This window comes from Streptomyces sp. NBC_01283 (assembly GCF_041435335.1).
Classification (GTDB): domain Bacteria; phylum Actinomycetota; class Actinomycetes; order Streptomycetales; family Streptomycetaceae; genus Streptomyces.
On record NZ_CP108430.1, the window covers coordinates 5,999,995 to 6,019,301 of the forward strand.

At 69.3% G+C, this 19,307-nt stretch carries 15 protein-coding genes and 2 tRNA genes; 11 read left to right on the forward strand and 6 right to left on the reverse strand.

The window, feature by feature from the left end:
- Positions 1-64: 64 nt before the first annotated feature.
- Complete coding sequence (locus tag OG302_RS27245; RefSeq protein ID WP_371529172.1) at positions 65-1,225, forward strand: PP2C family protein-serine/threonine phosphatase; 1,161 nt, start codon at positions 65-67, stop codon at positions 1,223-1,225.
- Here the strand turns inward: OG302_RS27245 and OG302_RS27250 are convergent.
- Positions 1,211-2,392 (reverse strand): cation:proton antiporter, encoded by a 1,182-nt coding sequence (locus tag OG302_RS27250; RefSeq protein WP_371529173.1) that lies wholly within the window; start codon positions 2,390-2,392, stop codon positions 1,211-1,213. The genes OG302_RS27245 and OG302_RS27250 overlap by 15 nt on opposite strands.
- A gap of 271 nt (positions 2,393-2,663) precedes the next feature.
- Between OG302_RS27250 and OG302_RS27255 the strand changes: the two genes are divergently transcribed.
- From OG302_RS27255 to OG302_RS27265, 3 genes are read left to right on the forward strand one after another with little or no spacing between them, the layout of a single operon-like run.
- Positions 2,664-3,488, forward strand: a complete 825-nt coding sequence (locus OG302_RS27255) for an ABC transporter ATP-binding protein (protein WP_371529174.1) — start codon at positions 2,664-2,666, stop codon at positions 3,486-3,488.
- Positions 3,489-3,541: 53 nt separating this feature from the next.
- Positions 3,542-6,007, forward strand: a complete 2,466-nt coding sequence (locus tag OG302_RS27260; RefSeq protein WP_371529175.1) for an ABC transporter permease — start codon at positions 3,542-3,544, stop codon at positions 6,005-6,007.
- Positions 6,008-6,017: 10 nt separating this feature from the next.
- Positions 6,018-6,479, forward strand: a complete 462-nt coding sequence (locus OG302_RS27265; protein ID WP_371529176.1) for an HD domain-containing protein — start codon at positions 6,018-6,020, stop codon at positions 6,477-6,479.
- Positions 6,480-6,526: 47 nt separating this feature from the next.
- Here the strand turns inward: OG302_RS27265 and OG302_RS27270 are convergent, their stop codons facing one another.
- Complete coding sequence (locus OG302_RS27270) at positions 6,527-7,789, reverse strand: acyltransferase family protein (RefSeq protein ID WP_371529177.1); 1,263 nt, start codon at positions 7,787-7,789, stop codon at positions 6,527-6,529.
- Positions 7,790-8,429: 640 nt separating this feature from the next.
- Between OG302_RS27270 and OG302_RS27275 the strand changes: the two genes are divergently transcribed.
- The gene (locus tag OG302_RS27275) at positions 8,430-8,624 is read left to right on the forward strand and encodes a hypothetical protein (protein WP_160505028.1); all 195 of its coding nucleotides are present in this window, start codon (positions 8,430-8,432) and stop codon (positions 8,622-8,624) included.
- Positions 8,625-8,763: 139 nt separating this feature from the next.
- Here the strand turns inward: OG302_RS27275 and OG302_RS27280 are convergent.
- Positions 8,764-8,834 (reverse strand) — tRNA-Gly (locus tag OG302_RS27280).
- 159 nt (positions 8,835-8,993) lie between these two features.
- Here OG302_RS27280 and OG302_RS27285 point away from each other — a divergent pair.
- From OG302_RS27285 to clpX, 5 genes are all read left to right on the forward strand, one after another.
- A tRNA-Pro gene (locus OG302_RS27285) sits at positions 8,994-9,070 on the forward strand.
- A gap of 126 nt (positions 9,071-9,196) precedes the next feature.
- A complete protein-coding gene (gene tig, locus OG302_RS27290) occupies positions 9,197-10,582 on the forward strand; it encodes a trigger factor (RefSeq protein WP_371529178.1) in 1,386 nt (461 codons plus the stop codon).
- 336 nt (positions 10,583-10,918) lie between these two features.
- Positions 10,919-11,524, forward strand: coding sequence for an ATP-dependent Clp protease proteolytic subunit (locus OG302_RS27295; protein ID WP_361828568.1), 606 nt, complete (start codon positions 10,919-10,921; stop codon positions 11,522-11,524).
- A gap of 59 nt (positions 11,525-11,583) precedes the next feature.
- Complete coding sequence (locus OG302_RS27300; RefSeq protein ID WP_361828291.1) at positions 11,584-12,285, forward strand: ATP-dependent Clp protease proteolytic subunit; 702 nt, start codon at positions 11,584-11,586, stop codon at positions 12,283-12,285.
- 156 nt (positions 12,286-12,441) lie between these two features.
- On the forward strand, positions 12,442-13,728 hold the full coding sequence (clpX, locus tag OG302_RS27305) for an ATP-dependent Clp protease ATP-binding subunit ClpX (RefSeq protein ID WP_371529179.1): 1,287 nt from the start codon (positions 12,442-12,444) through the stop codon (positions 13,726-13,728).
- 89 nt (positions 13,729-13,817) lie between these two features.
- On the opposite strand, the gene OG302_RS27310 is transcribed toward clpX, so the two are convergent.
- Together OG302_RS27310 and OG302_RS27315 are read right to left on the reverse strand one after the other, a co-directional pair.
- Complete coding sequence (locus tag OG302_RS27310; protein ID WP_371529180.1) at positions 13,818-14,795, reverse strand: hypothetical protein; 978 nt, start codon at positions 14,793-14,795, stop codon at positions 13,818-13,820.
- Positions 14,796-14,903: 108 nt separating this feature from the next.
- Entirely contained in the window at positions 14,904-15,848 is a 945-nt protein-coding gene (locus tag OG302_RS27315; RefSeq protein WP_371529181.1) for a hypothetical protein, read from the reverse strand.
- 136 nt (positions 15,849-15,984) lie between these two features.
- Here OG302_RS27315 and OG302_RS27320 point away from each other — a divergent pair, with 136 nt between their 5' ends.
- Positions 15,985-18,609, forward strand: coding sequence for a valine--tRNA ligase (locus OG302_RS27320; protein ID WP_371529182.1), 2,625 nt, complete (start codon positions 15,985-15,987; stop codon positions 18,607-18,609).
- Between the two features lie 30 nt (positions 18,610-18,639).
- Here OG302_RS27320 and OG302_RS27325 read toward each other — a convergent pair whose 3' ends face one another.
- Entirely contained in the window at positions 18,640-19,305 is a 666-nt protein-coding gene (locus OG302_RS27325; protein ID WP_371529183.1) for a hypothetical protein, read from the reverse strand.
- Positions 19,306-19,307: the final 2 nt, after the last annotated feature.

The following is a 19,307-nucleotide window of genomic DNA, read 5'->3' on the forward strand; positions in this document are numbered from 1 at the left end:
TGTCGGGGGACAACAGGCACCTCCCGTGCGAAGTGCCTGGCCCGGTGGATAGGGTCCGGGAGCAATGGCAGGCAGGCGAGCGGAAGCCGAGACGTTTACAGCCCGGATGAAGAAGCGGATCCACCGGGCTCGCATAGGGCTGCGCAAATCCGGGGTCGACTACTTCAGGGGCGACGGCTCGGACTGGATCGCGCTCGCGGGCCTGCTCGTCACCATCCCGGTGATCACCTTCTTCACCATCGTCAACAACGTCTGGTGCTCGCCCGCCGCGCTCGTGCTTCCCATCGTGGCCGGCGGCCTGCTCCTGCGGCCCTCCAGCCTGCTCGGCCTGTACGCGACGGCCGCCGCCGCGCTCATCGTGGAGTCCGTCCAGCTCGGCCCGTACACGCAAGGGCCCTCACGGGTCACGCCCGGAGTGGTCCTGGTCGTCGCGGCCTGCGGTTTCTTCGGGCTGATCATCGCCCAGTTCCGCAGCCGGGTCGGCGTGCCGTGGCGCGGCGGCGGAACGATGCTCTTCGACCTGCGTGAACGTATCCGCGTGCAGAGCAAGCTGCCGAAGCTGCCCCGCGGCTGGCACCGCGAGATGGCCCTGCGGCCCGCCGGCGGCCAGTCCTTCTCCGGGGACTTCGTGGTCGCGGCCCGCACGAACGGCGGCCGCACCCTGGAGGTCGTCCTCACGGACGTCTCCGGCAAGGGCATGGACGCGGGCTCCCGCGCCCTGCTCCTGTCGGGAGCCTTCGGCGGCCTGCTCGGCTCGCTCCCGCCGCACGCGTTCCTGACCGCGGCCAACGGCTACCTCCTGCGCCAGGACTGGGACGAGGGCTTCGCGACCTCGATCCATCTGGTCCTCGACCTGGAGAGCGGCGACTACGAACTCTTCACGGCGGGCCACCCGCCGGGCCTCCAGCTGAGCGCGGGCAGCGGCCGCTGGGAGCAGAAGGCCGCGGAGGGACCGCTCTTGGGGGTCTACGACGGGGCGCAGTTCGACCCGGTGAAGGGCTCCCTGCGTCCCGGCGACGTCCTGATGCTGTTCACGGACGGACTCGTCGAGACCTCCGAACGCGACATCAGCGAGGGCATCGACCGCCTCACCGGGGAAGCCGACCGCTATGTGGCGGGCGGCTTCCACGGCGCCGCGTGGCATCTGATCGAGGCGGTCGCGAAGGACGTGAACGACGACCGGGCGCTGCTCCTGATCTGCCGGGAGCCGTCAGCGAGCGCCTGACAGCTCGGGCTCCGGCTCCGGTACGGGATCGCGCCCGCCCGGCAGGATCCGGGCCAGCCACCGTGAGCGTCCCGCCGCCAGCGGTCCGAGCACCGCGAGCAGCAGCACGTACCCGGCGATGAACGGCGAGAGCCGTTCGTCGAGGCCCGCGGTGGCCGCCATGGTCGCCAGGATCAGGGCGAACTCGCCGCGCGCGAGCAGGGTGGTGGAGATGTTCGCCGCGGGGCCCGCCCCGAAGCCGTAGATCCGCGCCGCACCGAGTCCGGCGAGGACGTTCATGAGCAGCGTCACCGCCACGGCGGCGAGCACCGGCCAGAGCACCATGGGCAGGTCGCCCGGGTCGATGGAGAGACCGAAGCCGAAGAAGAAGATCGCCCCGAACGCGTCCCGCAGCGGGTGCACGAGTTTGCGGACGCGCTCGCCGGACGCCGTGCTGCCCACCATCAGACCGACCATGAAGGCGCCGATCGCGTCCGCGACCCCGAACCACTCCGAGACCCCGGCGACGAAGACCGCGGCCCCGAGGAAGGAGATGACGAGCAGCTCGTCGTCCCGGGTGTCCATGAGCCGCCCGACGACCTTCGTGCCGAAGCGCGCCACGAGGGCGAGCAGCAGCAGGAAGCCGAACGCCTTGCCGCCGTCCATGACGGCCGCCGCGAGGCTGTCGGCGCCGGACAGGACGGGCTGCAGCGCCGCGAGGTAGAGCGCCAGGAAGATGTCCTCGACGACGATGATGCCGAGGATCGGCTTGGTCTCCGGGTTGCCGAGCCTGCCGGTGTCGACGAGCACCTTGGTGACGATCGCCGACGACGAGATGCCGAGCACCCCGGCGAGGACCAGAGCCTCGGAGGTGCCCCAGCCGAGGGCGAATCCGAAGCCGAGGCCCGCGCCGACGTTCAGCGCGAGATACGTCCCTCCGGCGAGGGCCATCTTGCGGCCGCCCGTCTTGAGGTCGTCCATGTGGAACTCGAGGCCCAGGTAGAAGAGCAGCAGCACCAGGCCGAGTGCCGAGAGCATCTCCAGGTCGTGGGGGTTGGAGAGCAGGACCACGCCGGGAGTGTGGGGGCCGAGGAGGATCCCGGCCAGGATGAAGAGCGGAATGGTGGGGAGTCCGATGCGGCCGCCCACGCGGGCGAGCACGGCGGCGGCGAGAAAGGCGCCGCCCATGGCTATCAGGGTGTCTGCGTGTCCGATGCCGTTCCTCCTGGTGATCCGAAGACGCACACTCCGCACGTCGTTGGCAAAGGGAGCGTCAAGAACGCGTCAATAGTTAGCTTACCAAACGATGTGGCGGCACCCCGGTGGGGCGGACGTGTGGGGTGGACATCCGCTCTCTGCGGGGGATATCCCCACCCCCGATTCGCCGGGGGACCTCATGGTCCACAGAGCCCCCGAATCCGTACGTTCGAGGCATCACCTACGGAAGGCGGAGAGAGCCATGGGGCTGCGTCGCAAGAAGGAAACCGTCGGAGGCCCGGTGCCCCCGATGCCCGGCGAGGCGCCCCGCCGCTCCGACTGGGCCGTCGAACTGCGCGGCGTGCGCCGCAGGTACGGCAGGGGATCCGGCGCCGTGCACGCACTCAGCGGCATCGACCTCGCCCTGGAGCGCGGGAGCTTCACCGCCGTCATGGGCCCCTCGGGCTCCGGCAAGTCCACCTTCCTGCAGTGCGCGGCCGGACTCGACAGGCCCACCGAGGGCACGGTGCACCTGGGCGGCACGGAGATCACGTCCATGAGCGAGAACAAGCTGACCGCCCTGCGCCGCACCCGCCTCGGCTTCGTCTTCCAGGCGTTCAACCTGCTTCCCTCGCTGACCGTCGAGCAGAACGTCGTCCTGCCGATGCGCCTCGCGGGCCACCGCCCCGACCGCCGCAGGGCCGCCGACCTGCTCCAGCGCGTCGGCCTCGGCGGCGACAAGCACAAGCGCCGCCCCGGCGAGCTCTCCGGTGGCCAGCAGCAGCGCGTCGCGATCGCCCGCGCCCTGGTCACGAACCCGGACGTGATCTTCGCCGATGAGCCGACCGGCGCCCTGGACACCACCACGGCCGCCGAGATCCTCACCCTGCTCCGCTCGGCCGTCGACGGCATGGGCGCCACGGTCGTGATGGTCACCCACGACCCCGCCGCCGCGGCCTACGCGGACCGGGTGCTCTTCCTCGCCGACGGCGCGATCGTGGACCGCCTGGAGAGGGCCTCCGCGGCACAGATCGCGGCCCGCATGACGACGCTCACCGCCCCGGCGTACGCGACAGCGGCGGCCTAGGGCCCTAGCCCCGCACCCGTGCCCCGCCCCTTCACCGACTCCGGAGAACCCTGATGCCCAACGGCCTCGCCCGCGCAGCGATCCGTTTCAAGCCCGCGGCCTTCGCGGGCACGTTCGTCGCCCTGATGATGGCCGCGCTGATCGTGTCCGCCTGCGGCATCCTCCTGGAGACAGGGGTGCGCGCATCGGTGCCGCCCACCCGGTACGCGGGCGCCCCCGTGGTGGCCGCGGCGTCCCAGACGGCCCACTTCGTCACCGGCAGCGGCGACAGCCGCTCCGAGTCGAACACCCCGCTGCCCGACCGGGCCCGCATCGACGACTCCCTGGTGGCGAAGGCCGGTTCGGTGCCCGGAGCGCGCGCCGCCGTCGCGGACGTCACCTTCCCGGTGCAGTCCGGCGGCAAGAGCGTCACCGCCCACGGCTGGGGCTCCACCGCCTTCACCGGCGAGAAGCTGACCGCGGGCCGCGCCCCGCACCCGGGCGAGGTCGTCCTCGCCGCACCCGGCGCGTCCGTCGGCGGGCACACCACGCTCACCACGGCGGACGGACCGCGCGACTTCCGGATCTCCGGCACCGTACGAGGGCAACAGGGCGCACCCACCGCCTGGTTCACCGACTCCGAGGCCATACGCCTCTCCGGCCACCCGGGCCGCGTGGACGCCGTCGCCGTCCTGCCGAAGGACGGCGTCACGGCCGCCGCCCTCAAGTCCCAGGTGGCGCACGCCGTCGGCAAGAAGGCGGACGTCCACACCGGCGACGACCGCAGCGAGGCCGAGGGCTCCGAACTCGCCTACGCACAGGAGATGCTCACCGGTCTCGGCGGCTCCTTCGGCGGGATCGCCGCCCTGGTCGCCATGTTCACCGCCGCCGGCACCGTGGCGCTCTCCGTCGGCCAGCGCGCCCGCGAGTACGCGCTGCTCCGGGCCATCGGCACGACACCCCGGCAGATCCGCCGCACCATCGCCACGGAGTCCCTGCTCGTCGCGCCCCTCGCGGGAGCGGTCGGCGTGCTGCCCGGAATCGGCCTCGCCCGCTGGTGGTTCGGCCAGCTGAAGGACAAGGGCGCGATCCCCGATGCCCTGGACCTCTCGGTCTCGTTCATCCCGCTCGTCTCGGCCGTCGGCGTCGCCGTGGTCACCGCCCTGGTCTCCGGCTACGCGGCGGCCCGCCGCCCCTCCCGCATCAGGCCGGGCCAGGCGCTGAGCGAATCCTCCGTGGAACGCCTGCGCTTCGGCTGGATCCGTACGCCGCTGGGGATCGCGGCGGCCGTCGGCGGCTGTGTGCTCGCCGGGATCGCCTCCTCCCTGACCGGTGACGACGCGGCCAACGTGGCGCTCGGCATCGTCATGCTGTTCATGCTCGCCGTGGCCCTGCTCGGCCCGCTGGTCGCCCGCGGCTGCGCGGCCCTGTTCGGACTCCCGCTGCGCGGCGCGGGCGCGTCCGCCTCGCTCGCGGCGGCCAACTCCCGTACGAACGCCCGCCGTCTGGCCTCGGCGATCACCCCGATCGTGCTCGCGATGGCGTTCTCATCGACCCTCGTCTTCATGCACACCAGCGAGGAACGGGTGGCGTCCGACCAGCAGCGCGACGGCATCACCGCGGATCACATCGTCTCCGCGTCGGGAGCGGGAGTGACCGCCGACGGGGTGACGAAGGCGGGGCAGGCCCCGGGCGTCACCTCGGCCGTGGGCCTCCTCAAGACCTCCGTCCTGGTACCGCTGGGTTCGGGCGGCGACCGCTGGCTGGAGTCGGCGTCGACGCAGGGCGTGACGGGCTCGTCCCGTGACCTGGCCAGGGTCCAGGACCTGGGCGTCAGGACGGGCACGATGGCCTCGCTCGGCAAGGGGGAGATCGCCGTCGACGCGAAGCTCGCGGAGTCCGCGCACGTGAAGACGGGCGAGCGCCTCGCCCTGCGCATGCCCGACGGCACGAAGGCGTCACCCAAGGTGGTGGCCACGTACGACCGGGGTCTCGGCCTCTCCCAGGTCACGCTCCCCGCGGCGGACCTGAAGCAGCACGTGACCTCGTCCTTCTCCTCGGAGATCTGGACGAAGGGCGGGGCGCCGCAGGTCCGCAGTGCCCTCAGCGCGCTCGGCACCCTCCGGGACCGCGACGGCTACGCCACCGCCCAGTCCACGGACCGTGCGGTCAACGCCTGGGCGAACGCGGTGATGGCGGCCGTCCTCGGCGGATTCGCGGCGATCGCCGCGGTCAACACCCTGGTGATGACGGTCCTTGACCGCCGCCGTGAACTCGGCACGCTGCGCCTGATCGGCTCCACCCGGCGCCAGGTGATGGTGATGGTCCGGTGGGAGGCGCTCCTGGTCGCCTGCGCGGGCATCGTGATCGGCTCGGCGATCGCACTGGCCACGCTGGTCCCCATGATGAACGGCCTGACGGGGGAGTCGCCGTACATCCCGCCGCTGCTGTACGGATCGTTCGTGGCGGCGACCCTGGCACTCGGCCTCGCGGCCACGGCGCTGCCGGCAAGGGCGGCGCTCAGGGAGCCGAGGCCGTAAGAATGGCCGTATGAAGCCCAGCCACACACTGCCCCTCGCGGAAGTGGAAGCCATCGCCCGCGAGGCGCACGCCACCCAGCGGGACAAGGCGGGCCGTCCCTACGCGGAGCATCTGCGGGCCGTGGCGGACGGCGTGCGGTCCCGGGGCGGCTCACCGGAACAGATCGCCGCGGCCTGGCTGCACGACGCGATCGAGGACCACGCCCTGAGCGAGCGGTGGCTGGAGACAGCGGCCCTGACCCCGTACACGAAGGACATCGTCCGGGCTTTGACGAAGCAGCCGGGCGAGGCTCCGGAGACGTACGCGCGGCGCATCCTCGACACCCCCGGTGCCCGCCTGGTCAAGGAAGCGGACCTGGCCCACAACGCGAATCCGGCCCGTCTGGCAGAGCTGGACGGGCCGACCCGCACTCGCCTCACGGCCAAGTACGCCAACATGCGCGCCCTGTTGGGCATCGGGTCACCGGGCTGAACCCCGCCCGGTGACCCGGTGTTGAACCGGCTACGAACATGAACCGGCTACGAAGAGGACTTGGCCCGCTCCCGGGCCAACGCCGCGGCATCCCGCTTGAACGCCCACTCCATCTTCGGCTCCATGGCGAAGCGGAACATCCGCTGCACCGGAGGCGTACAGAGGAGCGTCACCACAGCCGCGGCCACCAGCGTCACGATCACCTGACCGACCGGCGTGTGCATCCACTCGTAGTTGTCGAACCAGCCCCAGAAACGCGAGCCCTTGGCGAGGAACCCGTGCAGCAGGTAGCCGTACAGCGTGCCCGCGCCGAGCACCGTGAACCACATCTTCCGGCGCGGAACCCACGCGAAGAAGCACGCGGTCAGGATGGCCGAGCAGCCGAACAGCGCCAGCGTCATCACGACACCGGCCCACCACGGCGCACCCAACTCCTGTGCGCTGTCCCGGCGGTAGAACCAGGCCGACGTCATACGGGGAGCGGCCCAGTACGCGAGGAGCAGCGCGCTCGCGAAGATCGGGATGGAGAGCAGCCGCACCTCGCGGCGCCGCACGAGCTGGAAGTGCTCGGGCTTCATGAAGAGGCCGAGCACGAAGAACGGCAGGAACTGCAGCACGCGCTGCAGATCGAGGTCGTCACCGATGTCCGGCGAGACCGAGGCGAGCACCGCGACACCGAGCGCGAGCGGAATCGGCCAGCGGACCAGCTTCCACAGCGGGGTCGTCAGACGCCAGACGAAGAGCGCGACCAGGAACCAGGTGAGGTACCAGGGGTCGAGCAGACTGATCGGCTGCGTCGGATCGTTGTCCGCGTAGCGCTTGAAGAGGGTGTACGCGACCTCGAAGATGACGTACGGCACGGCTACGCCGGTCACCAGGCGCTTGAGCCGGTCGGACCGCATGTCGAAGCTGCGTGAGAAATAGCCGGAGATCAGGATGAACGCCGGCATGTGGAACGTGTAGACGGTCATGTACAGCGCTTCCGCGCTGCGACTCCCGTCGGTCAGCGGCTCCCAGGAGTGCGCCATCGCGACCAGGACGATCGCCAGGTACTTGGCGTTGTCGAAGAACGCGTCGCGCTGCTTGGCGGGTTGACCCGTGGATGCGGGTCTGCCCGTGGGAGCGGAGTGGCCCGTGGAGCCGGAGGGGCTCGTCGAGCCGGGGCGAGCGGTGGGGCCGGCCGGGGCGTGGGGAACGGTCGCGGCCATGGTGGACTGGGGGGCGCGGGGGCCTGGAACTCCGTCCGCGGGCACGTGTGCCGGGGGGAGCGGCGCCCGGTGGCGGCCGTGCGGTTGAACCGAGTTCGTCACAGGCCCTCCCACCAAGAGCTCGGTGAGACGATCCTGGACCGCACTGCGCTTGCGGGGATGGTGGCAGCGTGGAACATCTGAGGCACCCTAGCGTCGCTTGTGTGTATTCGTAAAACCCCCAACTCGCCTGTCAGCTCAATCACAGACGGATCAGGGCTATTGAGGTCCGAGTACCCAGAAATCATCGGAGTGGACAGGGGGATTTACCCCCTGTCACGGTCGATTCACCGTCGATATGACAGGATGAATGTCCGGTACGTCACAACTCATCCCCCTTAAACGTTGCATAACGCCCGCAGGCGACTCTGGTGAAACGTCCGATTGATTGGCTCTTTGTGGAACCGGTGATGTGCGCCTGGCGACAATTCGAATTTCTGGCGAACGAGTTGTGTGGCGATGGAAACGATCAAGCCGAATTAGCGGCGACGCGCGGGCTTCGAATTGCCGTGCGGGGGCGCGGGGTTCATGTGCCCCAAGGGCGCACGCGCGCGCCGGGTCCGCGCCGGGCGCCGGAGGCCTTGGCCGACGATGTGTCACCTGCCGCATACGGAAGGCGCGTTGGTGGCACGATGGTCCTGGCGGGGGTGTGCGGGGTCGTACCCCCCGGGCCGGGGAGAGACCGACCTAGGGTGTGATCAGTGTGGCCATTTCGCTGTCAGTGGTGTTGCTGTTGGCGATCATCCTCATCGTGCTGATCCGCGGTGGATCGATCAAAGCGGGGCCCGCCATCGTGGCGGTGCTCTTCGGGTTCTTCCTCGCCTCAACCGGAATGGCCCCCTCCATAAACCGCTTCCTCAATGAGGTGGCCGAGACCATCAACTCGATCAGCTTCTGAGCGGCACCCACGGCGGCAGTGCGTACGCGGCTGTGTGCGCACTGCCGTGCAGGTGAGGTCACCCAAAGAGGGACACGGGCGGCGGGACGCGGAAATGCCTCAGGCCCGGTTCCTGGGAACCGGGCCTGAGGCCACAGAGAGCGGGTGACGGGAATCGAACCCGCGTAGCTAGTTTGGAAGACTAGGGCTCTACCATTGAGCTACACCCGCACGGCTCGCACCGCGGAACGTCGAGGACGCTGCTGGTCAGCGACCGCGGCACGGCAAGCATCGTAGCGGGTCGGACGCCCTCCCCGCACACCCCGTACGTACTCGCGATTAAGCGGGCGCCGCACTGCCTGCAGGCATGTACCCTACGTGTCGCACCGACGGGGTGTGGCGCAGCTTGGTAGCGCGTCCGCTTTGGGAGCGGAAGGCCGTGGGTTCAAATCCCGCCACCCCGACCAGCAAGATCTCCCTCACAAGATCGCATTGTGGGTCGGCTCCCGCTTGCCGTTACTATGCAAGCTGTGTGCCCGTGTGTCTCTGAGCCGGGCTCAATCCCAAGAAGTCAGCCCCAAGGAGACCGAACCGTGAAGAGCGCCGTGGAGACCCTGAACCCGACCCGGGTTCGGCTCACTGTTGAGGTGCCCTTCGAGGAGCTCAAGGAAAGCCTCGACGCGGCCTACAAGAAGATCAACCAGCAGGTCACGGTGAAGGGCTTCCGCAAGGGCAAGATCCCGGCCCGAGTCATCGACCAGCGGTTCGGCCGTGGCGCCGTCCTCGAAGAGGCCGTCAACGACGCGCTCCCGAAGTTCTACACCGAGGCCGTGAACGAGGCCGAGCTCAACGTCCTGGGCCAGCCCGAGGTGGACATCACCGAGCTGAAGGACAACGAGACCCTCAACTTCACCGCTGAGGTCGACATCCGTCCCGCGATCGAGATCCCGGACTACTCCGGCATCGAGGTCGAGGTCGACGCCGTCGAGGTCAGCGACGAAGACGTCGAGAAGGCCGTCGAGGAGCTCCGTGAGCGCTTCGCGTCCACCTCGCCGGTCGAGCGTGCCGCCGAGGACGGCGACGTCGTGACGCTGGACCTGGAGGCCAAGGTCGAGGGCGAGGTCCTGGAGGACGGCGTCGCGTCCGGCGTCTCGTACACGATCGGCTCCGGCGAGCTCCTCGAGGGCATCGACGAGGCCGTGAAGGGCCTGGAGGCCGGTGGCGAGGCCACCTTCACCTCCGAGCTCAAGGGCGGCTCCGCCGCGGGCAAGGAGTCCGAGGTGACCGTCAAGGTCACCCAGGTCGCCGCCCGTGAACTGCCGGAGCTCGACGACGACTTCGCGCAGCTCGCGTCGGAGTTCGACACCCTCGACGAGGTCAAGGCCGACAGCCGCAAGCGCCTCGAGAACATGAAGCAGTACGACCAGGCGACCCAGGCGCAGGAGCGCGTCCTGGAGAAGCTGCTCGAGCTGGTCGAGGTCCCCGTCCCCGAGAAGCTCCTCGCGGACGAGATCGAGACCCGCAAGCACAACCTGGTGAACCACCAGCTCGGCCAGATGGGCCTCGACCTCGCGAAGTACCTGGAGATCCAGGGCAAGACCGAGGAAGAGTTCGACGCCGAGACCAAGGAGCAGGCCGAGAAGGGCATCAAGACGCAGTTCGTCCTCGACGAGCTCGTCAACAAGGAGAAGCTGAACGTGAACCAGGAGGAGCTCACCGAGCACCTCATGCGTCGCGCGCAGTCCTCCGGCATGTCCCCCGACCAGTTCGCCCAGGCCGTCGTCGAAGGCGGCCAGGTCCCGATGCTGGTCGGCGAGGTCGCCCGCGGCAAGGCCCTCGCGGTCGTCGTGGAGGCCGCGACGGTCAAGGACACGAACGGCGAGGTCGTGGACCTCGACGACGACGAGGAAGAGGCTGCCGCCGAGGGCGAGCAGGCTTCCGAGACGTCCGACTCCGCCGAAGAGAAGACCGAAGCCTGAGCTTCGCTCTGACGCTCGTACGACAGGCCCCCGGGATCTCGATCCCGGGGGCCTGTCGCGCCCGAAGGGGCGCGGGCCGCGCAGTCCCCGTGCCCCTGTCGGGGCTCCCCGGCGGCCCTGACGAGGCGCCCCCGCCAGAACCTGCGCTCACAGCGAACAGTCACCTTTGCGGGATTCCCCGGAGGGGGCTGAGCGTTAGGGTCCATGAATACGAGGGCAGGGGAGTCCCCGAAGCCGCCCCGGAGCGGCGAGCACGCGGGGTCCCTAGCCTCAGAAGAAGACGTGAGACGGCCCGGCGCCGTCGTAAGACGAGCAGGTGGATACGTGACGAATCTGATGCCCTCCGCCGCCGGCGACCCCTCCATCGGTGGTGGCCTCGGCGACCAGGTCTACAACCGGCTGCTCAACGAGCGGATCATCTTCCTCGGCCAGGCCGTGGACGACGACATCGCCAACAAGATCACCGCGCAGCTGCTGCTCCTTGCCGCAGAGCCGGACAAGGACATTTTCCTTTACATCAACAGCCCTGGTGGATCCATCACGGCCGGCATGGCGATCTACGACACCATGCAGTACATCCAGAACGACGTGGTGACGATCGCGATGGGCATGGCGGCCTCGATGGGCCAGTTCCTGCTCAGCGCCGGCACCCCCGGCAAGCGCTTCGCGCTGCCGAACGCCGAGATCCTGATCCACCAGCCCTCCGCGGGACTCGCGGGCTCCGCGTCGGACATCAAGATCCACGCCGAGCGTCTCCTTCTGACCAAGAAGAAGATGGCCGATCTCACCGCGTTCCACACGGGTCAGACCGTCGAGCAGGTCACGCACGACTCGGACCGTGACCGCTGGTTCGACCCGGAAGAGGCCAAGGCGTACGGCCTCATCGACGACATCATGCCCAACGCGGCCAGCATGCCGGGCGGCGGCGGCACCGGAGCCTGAGCCCACCGCTCAGCCCTCCGAAGCCGACCCAGCCCACGCTCCTCAGGAGACCTACAGAGATGAAGAACTACCCCGGCAGCGGCCTCTACGAGCGCACCCAGGCCGAGTACAGCGGCGCCTCCGCCGAGTACACCGGCCCCTCCGCCGAATCCCGCTACGTCATCCCGCGCTTCGTCGAGCGCACCTCGCAGGGCGTGCGTGAGTACGACCCGTACGCGAAGCTCTTCGAGGAGCGCGTGATCTTCCTCGGCGTGCAGATCGACGACGCGTCCGCCAACGACGTCATGGCGCAGCTCCTGTGCCTGGAGTCGATGGACCCGGACCGCGACATCTCCATCTACATCAACAGCCCCGGTGGCTCGTTCACGGCCCTCACGGCCATCTACGACACCATCCAGTTCGTGAAGCCGGACGTCTCGACCGTCTGCATGGGCCAGGCCGCCTCGGCCGCCGCCGTGCTCCTCGCGTCGGGTACGCCGGGCAAGCGCATGGCGCTCCCGAACGCCCGTGTGCTGATCCACCAGCCCTACAGCGAGACGGGCCGCGGTCAGGTCTCCGACCTGGAGATCGCCGCGAACGAGATCCTCCGGATGCGCGCGCAGCTCGAGGAGATGCTGGCCAAGCACTCCACGACGCCGATCGAGAAGATCCGCGACGACATCGAGCGCGACAAGATCCTCACGGCCGAGGACGCGCTGGCGTACGGCCTGATCGACCAGATCATCTCCACTCGGAAGATGAACAACTCGTCGGTCGTCTGACGCAGGGCTGTAGCATCTGCCGTTCCCTGGCACGGTTCACGTCAAAGTGAACCGTGCCAAGGGGGGCCCGTACGGGGGGCCGGGCAAGGTACCGTCAGATATGAGGCACCAGGAGTCGCTGAACGTGGCGTCTCCCAGGCGAAGGGGAAGCACCTCGTGGCACGCATCGGTGACGGCGGCGATCTGCTCAAGTGCTCGTTCTGCGGGAAGAGTCAGAAGCAGGTCAAGAAGCTCATCGCAGGTCCCGGTGTGTACATCTGCGATGAGTGCATCGACCTCTGTAACGAGATCATCGAGGAAGAGCTCGCGGAGACGAGCGAGGTGCGGTGGGAGGAACTCCCCAAGCCTCGCGAGATCTACGAGTTCCTCGAGGGGTACGTCGTGGGCCAGGAGCCCGCGAAGAAGGCCCTCTCGGTAGCGGTCTACAACCACTACAAGCGGGTTCAGGCCGGGGAGGCCGGCGGCGCGCAGGGCCGTGACGACGCGATCGAACTCGCGAAGTCCAACATCCTGCTGCTCGGCCCGACCGGTTCCGGCAAGACGCTGCTCGCGCAGACGCTCGCGCGCATGCTGAACGTCCCGTTCGCCATCGCTGACGCGACGGCGCTCACGGAGGCGGGCTATGTCGGCGAGGACGTCGAGAACATCCTCCTGAAGCTCATCCAGGCCGCTGACTACGACGTCAAGAAGGCCGAGACGGGCATCATCTACATCGACGAGATCGACAAGGTGGCCCGCAAGAGCGAGAACCCTTCGATCACGCGCGATGTCTCGGGAGAAGGCGTCCAGCAGGCCCTGCTCAAGATCCTGGAAGGCACGACGGCTTCGGTGCCCCCGCAGGGCGGCCGCAAGCATCCGCACCAGGAGTTCATCCAGATCGATACGACGAACGTGCTCTTCATCGTGGGCGGCGCGTTCGCCGGCCTCGAGAAGATCATCGAGTCGCGGGCGGGCGCGAAGGGCATCGGCTTCGGCGCCACGATCCACTCCAAGCGCGAGCTGCAGGAGAAGGACCGGTTCGAGGACATCATGCCGGAGGACCTGGTGAAGTTCGGGATGATCCCGGAGTTCATCGGCCGCCTCCCCGTGATCACCTCGGTCCACAACCTGGACCGCGAGGCCCTGCTCCAGATCCTGGTGGAGCCGCGCAACGCACTCGTGAAGCAGTACCAGCGCCTGTTCGAACTCGACGGCGTGGAGCTGGACTTCGAGCGCGAGGCGCTCGAGGCCATCGCCGACCAGGCGATCCTGCGCCAGACCGGCGCGCGCGGCCTGCGCGCCATCATGGAGGAGGTCCTCCAGTCGGTGATGTACGAGGTCCCGTCCCGCAAGGACGTGGCCCGCGTGGTCATCACGGCGGATGTCGTCCACTCGAACGTGAACCCGACCCTGGTGCCGCGTGACGCGCGGGGCCCGGGGACGGGCGAGATGAAGTCCGCGTAGCTTCCAGGGCTGCGTGACGTACGTGAGAGGGGCGCCCGGCGATTCGATCGCCGGGCGCCCCTCTCATGTGGTGCTGTACCGCGCTGCCGTCAGAGCTTGACGCGGACTTCCTTGCGGAACTTGGCGGTCTTCTCCGCGGCCTCGTCGAGGTCGGCGCTCTTGCCGCCCATCGCGTTCGCCACGTCCGTGGTGATCACGATGCCGAGCGTGCTGTTGTCACCCCAGATGCAGGTGGCCATCGACATCTCGCTCGGGCCCTGGCTGCTGCCGGCCGACGTCGACGAGCCGAAGTCGAGCTTCATCTCCTGGCACTTGAGCACCGCGCCGTCGAGCCCGGCGGGGCTGTACGACTTGGGGCTGCCGACCAGCGTCATCTTCTCGCCGCCGCTGGTGCTGCCGGCGCCTTCCTGGGCGTTCTTCTCGGCCTCGCCGAACATCGCGTCGACGACCTTCTCGGGGTCCGCTATCTCGCCGTAGACGCCGTTGAACTGCAGGATCTTCTGCGACAGCGGGTTGCTCTTGTCGCCCGACTGGTACTGGCCCGCGACGTCCTTGGCGTTCTTGACGCCGTGCTTCTCGGCTTCCCTGACGTCGCTGGAGCTCATTCCGCTCTCGCTGGCGCCGTCCTCGCCCTTCTTGTAGTCGGTGAGGACCGTCTCCGGCGTGATCAGCTTGTGCGGCCCGTCGTCCTTGACGCCGGACTCGTCGCCTCCGCCGCCCGCCACGTTCGAGGAGCCGCCGCCCTTGCCCTTGTCGTCATCACCGCCCGCGAGAACGAAGTAGCCCCCCACGGCCACCGCGACGACCGCGACCACGGCGGCGATGATGACGCCGGTCTTCTTGCCGCCACCCTGCGGCGGAGGCGGCGGGACCTGCCCGTAGGGAGCCTGCGGCTGCTGCCCGTACGGGGCCTGCTGCTGGCCGTAAGGACCCGGCTGCTGCGGCGGCACGCCCTGCGGGGCCTGCGGCGGGTAGCCGTAGCCGGGCTGGGGTGCCTGCGGCTGCTGACCGTAGGGGCCGGGCTGCTGCGGCTGCTGGCCGTAAGGACCGGGCTGGTTGTAGCTCATGCGTGGGTTCCCCCGTGAGTGCGCTTATGTGATCCCGACATCCTGACGGAAGCAGCCCCGGCCGAAGCGACCGGGGCTGCTGTGCGCGACGTCGCGCCCGTCAGTGCGTCAGGCTTTGACGCGGACTTCCTTGCGGAGCTTGGACGCCGTGTCCGCCGCGTCCCCGAGCGAGGCGCCCTTGCCGGTCATGGCGGACGCCATGTCGACCGGGATCACGATGCCGAGCGTGCTGTTGTCGCCCCAGATGCAGACGGGCATGCGGATGGACTTCGGCCCGGAGCCGCCGCCCTTGACCTCCGTCTCCTGGCACTTGAGGACCGCGCCGTCCGCGTCGAAGCTCTTCGGGCTGCCGATGAGCTTGCCGGTGGAGGTGGAGGCGTCCTCCTTCTCGGACTCCGTCTTCATCTTGTCGAACATCCCGTCGACCACCTTGGACGGGTTGTCGATCTCGCCGTAGACGCCCATGAACTTGATCATCTTCTGCGCCAGCGGGTTGCTCTTGTCGCCCGACTGGTACTCGGCGTCGACGGGCTTGCCGTTCTTGACGCCGTCCTTCTCGGCCCGCTCCATGTCGTCGTCGTTGAAGCCGTCACCGGTCGACGCCTGCTTCTTGTACTCGGAGAGCACCGTCTCGGGCGTGACCAGCTTGTGCGCCCCGTCGTCCGACACCGCCGCGTTGCCCGCCGACGAGGAGCTGTCGTCCTTGCCCGCCGTGAACCACCACACGCCGCCGCCGATCGCGACGAGCGCCACGACCGCGCCGATGATGAGGCCGGTCTTCTTGCCGCTGCCGCCACCCGCGGGCGGGGGCGGCGGGACCTGCCCGTACGGGCCGCCCTGCTGGTTCATGTCGTACGGACCCGGCTGCTGCGGCTGGCTGTAGCCGCCCTGCTGCGGAGGGACGCCCTGGGGCGGCTGCTGGGGGTAGCCGTAGCCGGGCTGGGGTGCCTGCGGCGGCTGGCCGTAGGGGCCAGGCTGACCCGGCTGCTGCCCGTAAGGACCGGGCTGCTGGGGCTGCTGCCCGCCGTACGGGCCAGGCTGGTTGTAGCTCATCGCGTGGGTTCCCCTCCGAACGCTTATGTGATGCCGACATCCTGACCGACGCCGGAGCGCCATGGGGCACCGGGCCGCAACCGTTACTGAAGAATCCGGTTTCGGGACGGGTCTGTGACACCTCTAAACTGGCCCGGTGACCGAGAACACTCAGCAGCAGAATTCAGCGCCCATCACCGAACTGCCGACCCAGTACGCGCCGGCCGAGGTAGAGGGGACGCTGTACGAGCGCTGGGTAGAACGCGGCTACTTCTCCGCCGACGCGGCGAGCGAGAAGCCTCCATACACCGTCGTCATCCCGCCGCCGAACGTCACGGGCTCCCTGCACCTGGGCCACGCCTTCGAGCACACGCTCATCGACGCCCTCACCCGCCGCAAGCGCATGCAGGGCTTCGAGACGCTGTGGCAGCCGGGCATGGACCACGCCGGCATCGCCACCCAGAACGTCGTGGAGCGCGAGCTCGCCAAGGAGGGCAAGTCCCGCCACGACCTGGGCCGCGAGGAGTTCATCGAGCGCGTCTGGCAGTGGAAGGACGAGTCCGGCGGCCAGATCTCCGGGCAGATGCGCCGCCTCGGCGACGGAGTCGACTGGTCGCGCGAGCGGTTCACGATGGACGAGGGCCTCTCCCAGTCCGTCCAGACCATCTTCAAGAAGCTCTACGACGACGAGCTGATCTACCGCGCCGAGCGCATCATCAACTGGTGCCCGCGCTGTCTGACGGCGATCTCGGACATCGAGGTCGAGTACCAGGACGACGACGGCGAGCTCGTCTCGATGAAGTACGGCGAGGGTGACGAGACCATCGTCGTCGCCACCACCCGCGCCGAGACGATGCTCGGTGACACCGCCGTCGCGGTCCACCCCGACGACGAGCGGTACAAGCACCTGGTCGGCAAGCAGATCAAGCTGCCGCTGACCGACCGCACGATCCCCGTCGTGGCCGACGAGCACGTCGACCCCGAGTTCGGCACCGGCGCCGTCAAGGTGACCCCGGCGCACGACCCGAACGACTTCGAGATCGGCCAGCGCCACGACCTGCCGAACATCGCGGTCATGGACGAGCACGCGGTCATCACGGTCCCCGGCCCCTTCCAGGGCCTGGATCGCCTGGAGGCCCGCAGCGCCATCGTCGGCGCCCTGCGCGCCGAGGGCCGCATCGTCGCCGAGAAGCGCCCGTACACCCACTCCGTGGGCCACTGCTCGCGCTGCAAGACCACCATCGAGCCGCGCCTGTCGATGCAGTGGTGGGTCAAGGTCGGCCCCCTCGCCAAGGCCGCCGGTGACGCGGTCCGCGACGGCAAGGTCGCCATCCACCCGCAGGAGATGGAGAAGCGCTACTTCGACTGGGTCGACAACCTCCACGACTGGTGCATCTCGCGCCAGCTGTGGTGGGGCCACCGAATCCCCGTCTGGTACGGGCCGAACGGCGAGGTCGTCTGCGTCGGACCCGACGACGAGGCGCCCACCGGCGAGGGCTGGACCCAGGACAGCGACGTCCTGGACACGTGGTTCTCGTCCGGTCTGTGGCCGTTCTCCACGCTCGGCTGGCCCGAGGAGACCGAGAGCCTGGCGAAGTTCTATCCGAACTCCGTCCTGGTCACCGGCTACGACATCCTCTTCTTCTGGGTCGCCCGGATGATGATGTTCGGCCTGTACGCGATGGACGGCACCCCGCCGTTCCACACGATCGTGCTGCACGGCATGGTCCGCGACCAGTTCGGCAAGAAGATGTCGAAGTCCTTCGGCAACGCGGTCAACCCGCTCGACTGGATGGACAAGTACGGCTCGGACGCCGTCCGCTTCACGCTGGCCCGCGGCGCCAACCCCGGTGTCGACGTGCCGATCGGCGAGGACTGGGTCCAGGGTTCGCGGAACTTCGCCAACAAGATCTGGAACGCCACGCGCTTCGCGCTGATGAACGGCGCCACGATCGAGGGTGCACTCCCGCCCGTGGAGCAGCTCTCGGCGACGGACCGCTGGATCCTGTCCCGCCTGAACGCGACGGTCGCCGAGGTCGACGCGTTCTACGACGACTACCAGTTCGCCAAGCTGTCGGACGCCCTCTTCCACTTCGCGTGGGACGAGGTCTTCGACTGGTACGTCGAGCTGTCCAAGACGACGTTCATGGGCGGCGGCGAGGCCGCGAAGGTGTCGGGCCGCGTCCTGGGTGAGGTCCTCGACGTGACGCTGCGCCTCCTTCACCCGATCGTCCCGTTCGTGACGGAGACGCTCTGGACGACCCTCACCGGCCGCGAGTCCCTCGTGATCGCCGAGTGGCCGTCCGACAGCGGTTTCCGTGATGCCGGTGCCGAGCGGGAGATCGAGACCCTCCAGCAGGTCATCACCGAGGTCCGCCGCTTCCGCGCCGACCAGGGGCTCCAGCCGGGCCAGAAGGTCCCGGCCCGGCTCTCCCTGGACGGCACGGCGCTCGCCCCGCACGAGGCGGCCATCCGCCAGCTCCTGCGCCTCCAGCCGGAGGGCGAGGGCTTCGCGGCCACCGCCACGCTGCCGGTCTCGGGCGCCACGGTCGCCCTCGACCTGTCCGGCACGATCGACGTCGCGGCGGAGCGAAAGCGCCTCGCCAAGGACCTCGCGGCGGCCGAGAAGGAGAAGGCGCAGGCCACGGCGAAGCTCGGCAACGAAGCGTTCCTGGCGAAGGCGCCGGACAACGTGGTCGACAAGATCCGCGGCCGCCTCACCAAGGCGGACGGCGACATCGCCCGCCTCCAGGCCCAGCTGGACGGTCTGCCGCAGGCCTAGCCGGTCAGGCAGTCAGTTCAGTCAGTCCAGTCAGGCAGTCGAGACAGGGCCCATGGGACCGCAGGGTTCCAGGGGCCCTGTCCCGTTTTCGGGGGCCGTCTCCTGCTCCGCCCCTGTCTCCTGCTCGGCGATGTGCAGGCCGAGGCGCACCAGCTCCGCCTCGGCGAGCGCGTCGATGATGTCGGGGTCGCCGCCGCGCCACCCCTCGGCGAGGCTGCCCGCGGTGGCGTCAGGGAGTTCGTACGCGGTCCGTGCGACCTCGTCCAGGGGCCGCAGCAGGGCGCGCAGGGCGAGCAGCTCGCGGCCGTCGTAGCTCGCGGCGAGCTCCTGGGCGGCGGCGGCCTGCCGGATCCAGCGCAGACGCCGGGGGAGCCAGCTGCTGAGCACGAGGCCGACGGGTACGAGGAAGACGGCGACGGCGCCCACGATCACCGCGGCGCGCACGGTCACCGGGTCCCCGGCTCCGGCGATGTCGGCGGCGGCCCGTAGCGCGGCGTCGACGCGATCACCGACCAGCGGCAGGCGGGAGGGGTCGCCGATGGGCGGGGGCGGTGCCTCCGGCGCGGGGCGGGTGAGCAGACAGGCCAGCCGGTAGGCGACGACGGCGGCGCCGGTCCACAGCGCGGTCCAGAGCAGGACCGCGCCGTCGCCGAGGAGCTGGCGGGTCCGTCGGCCGGGGTTCTGGGCATACCACATGG

Coding starts and splice junctions, on each gene's coding strand:
- OG302_RS27245 (WP_371529172.1), top strand. CDS start 65: ATGGCAGGCAGGCGAGCGGAAGCCGAGACGTTTACAGCCCGGATGAAG.
- OG302_RS27260 (WP_371529175.1), top strand. CDS start 3,542: ATGCCCAACGGCCTCGCCCGCGCAGCGATCCGTTTCAAGCCCGCGGCC.
- OG302_RS27325 (WP_371529183.1), bottom strand. CDS start 19,305: ATGTGGTATGCCCAGAACCCCGGCCGACGGACCCGCCAGCTCCTCGGC.
- OG302_RS27310 (WP_371529180.1), bottom strand. CDS start 14,795: ATGAGCTACAACCAGCCCGGTCCTTACGGCCAGCAGCCGCAGCAGCCC.
- OG302_RS27255 (WP_371529174.1), top strand. CDS start 2,664: ATGGGGCTGCGTCGCAAGAAGGAAACCGTCGGAGGCCCGGTGCCCCCG.
- OG302_RS27265 (WP_371529176.1), top strand. CDS start 6,018: ATGAAGCCCAGCCACACACTGCCCCTCGCGGAAGTGGAAGCCATCGCC.
- OG302_RS27315 (WP_371529181.1), bottom strand. CDS start 15,848: ATGAGCTACAACCAGCCTGGCCCGTACGGCGGGCAGCAGCCCCAGCAG.
- OG302_RS27250 (WP_371529173.1), bottom strand. CDS start 2,392: ATGGGCGGCGCCTTTCTCGCCGCCGCCGTGCTCGCCCGCGTGGGCGGC.
- OG302_RS27300 (WP_361828291.1), top strand. CDS start 11,584: ATGAAGAACTACCCCGGCAGCGGCCTCTACGAGCGCACCCAGGCCGAG.
- OG302_RS27295 (WP_361828568.1), top strand. CDS start 10,919: ATGCCCTCCGCCGCCGGCGACCCCTCCATCGGTGGTGGCCTCGGCGAC.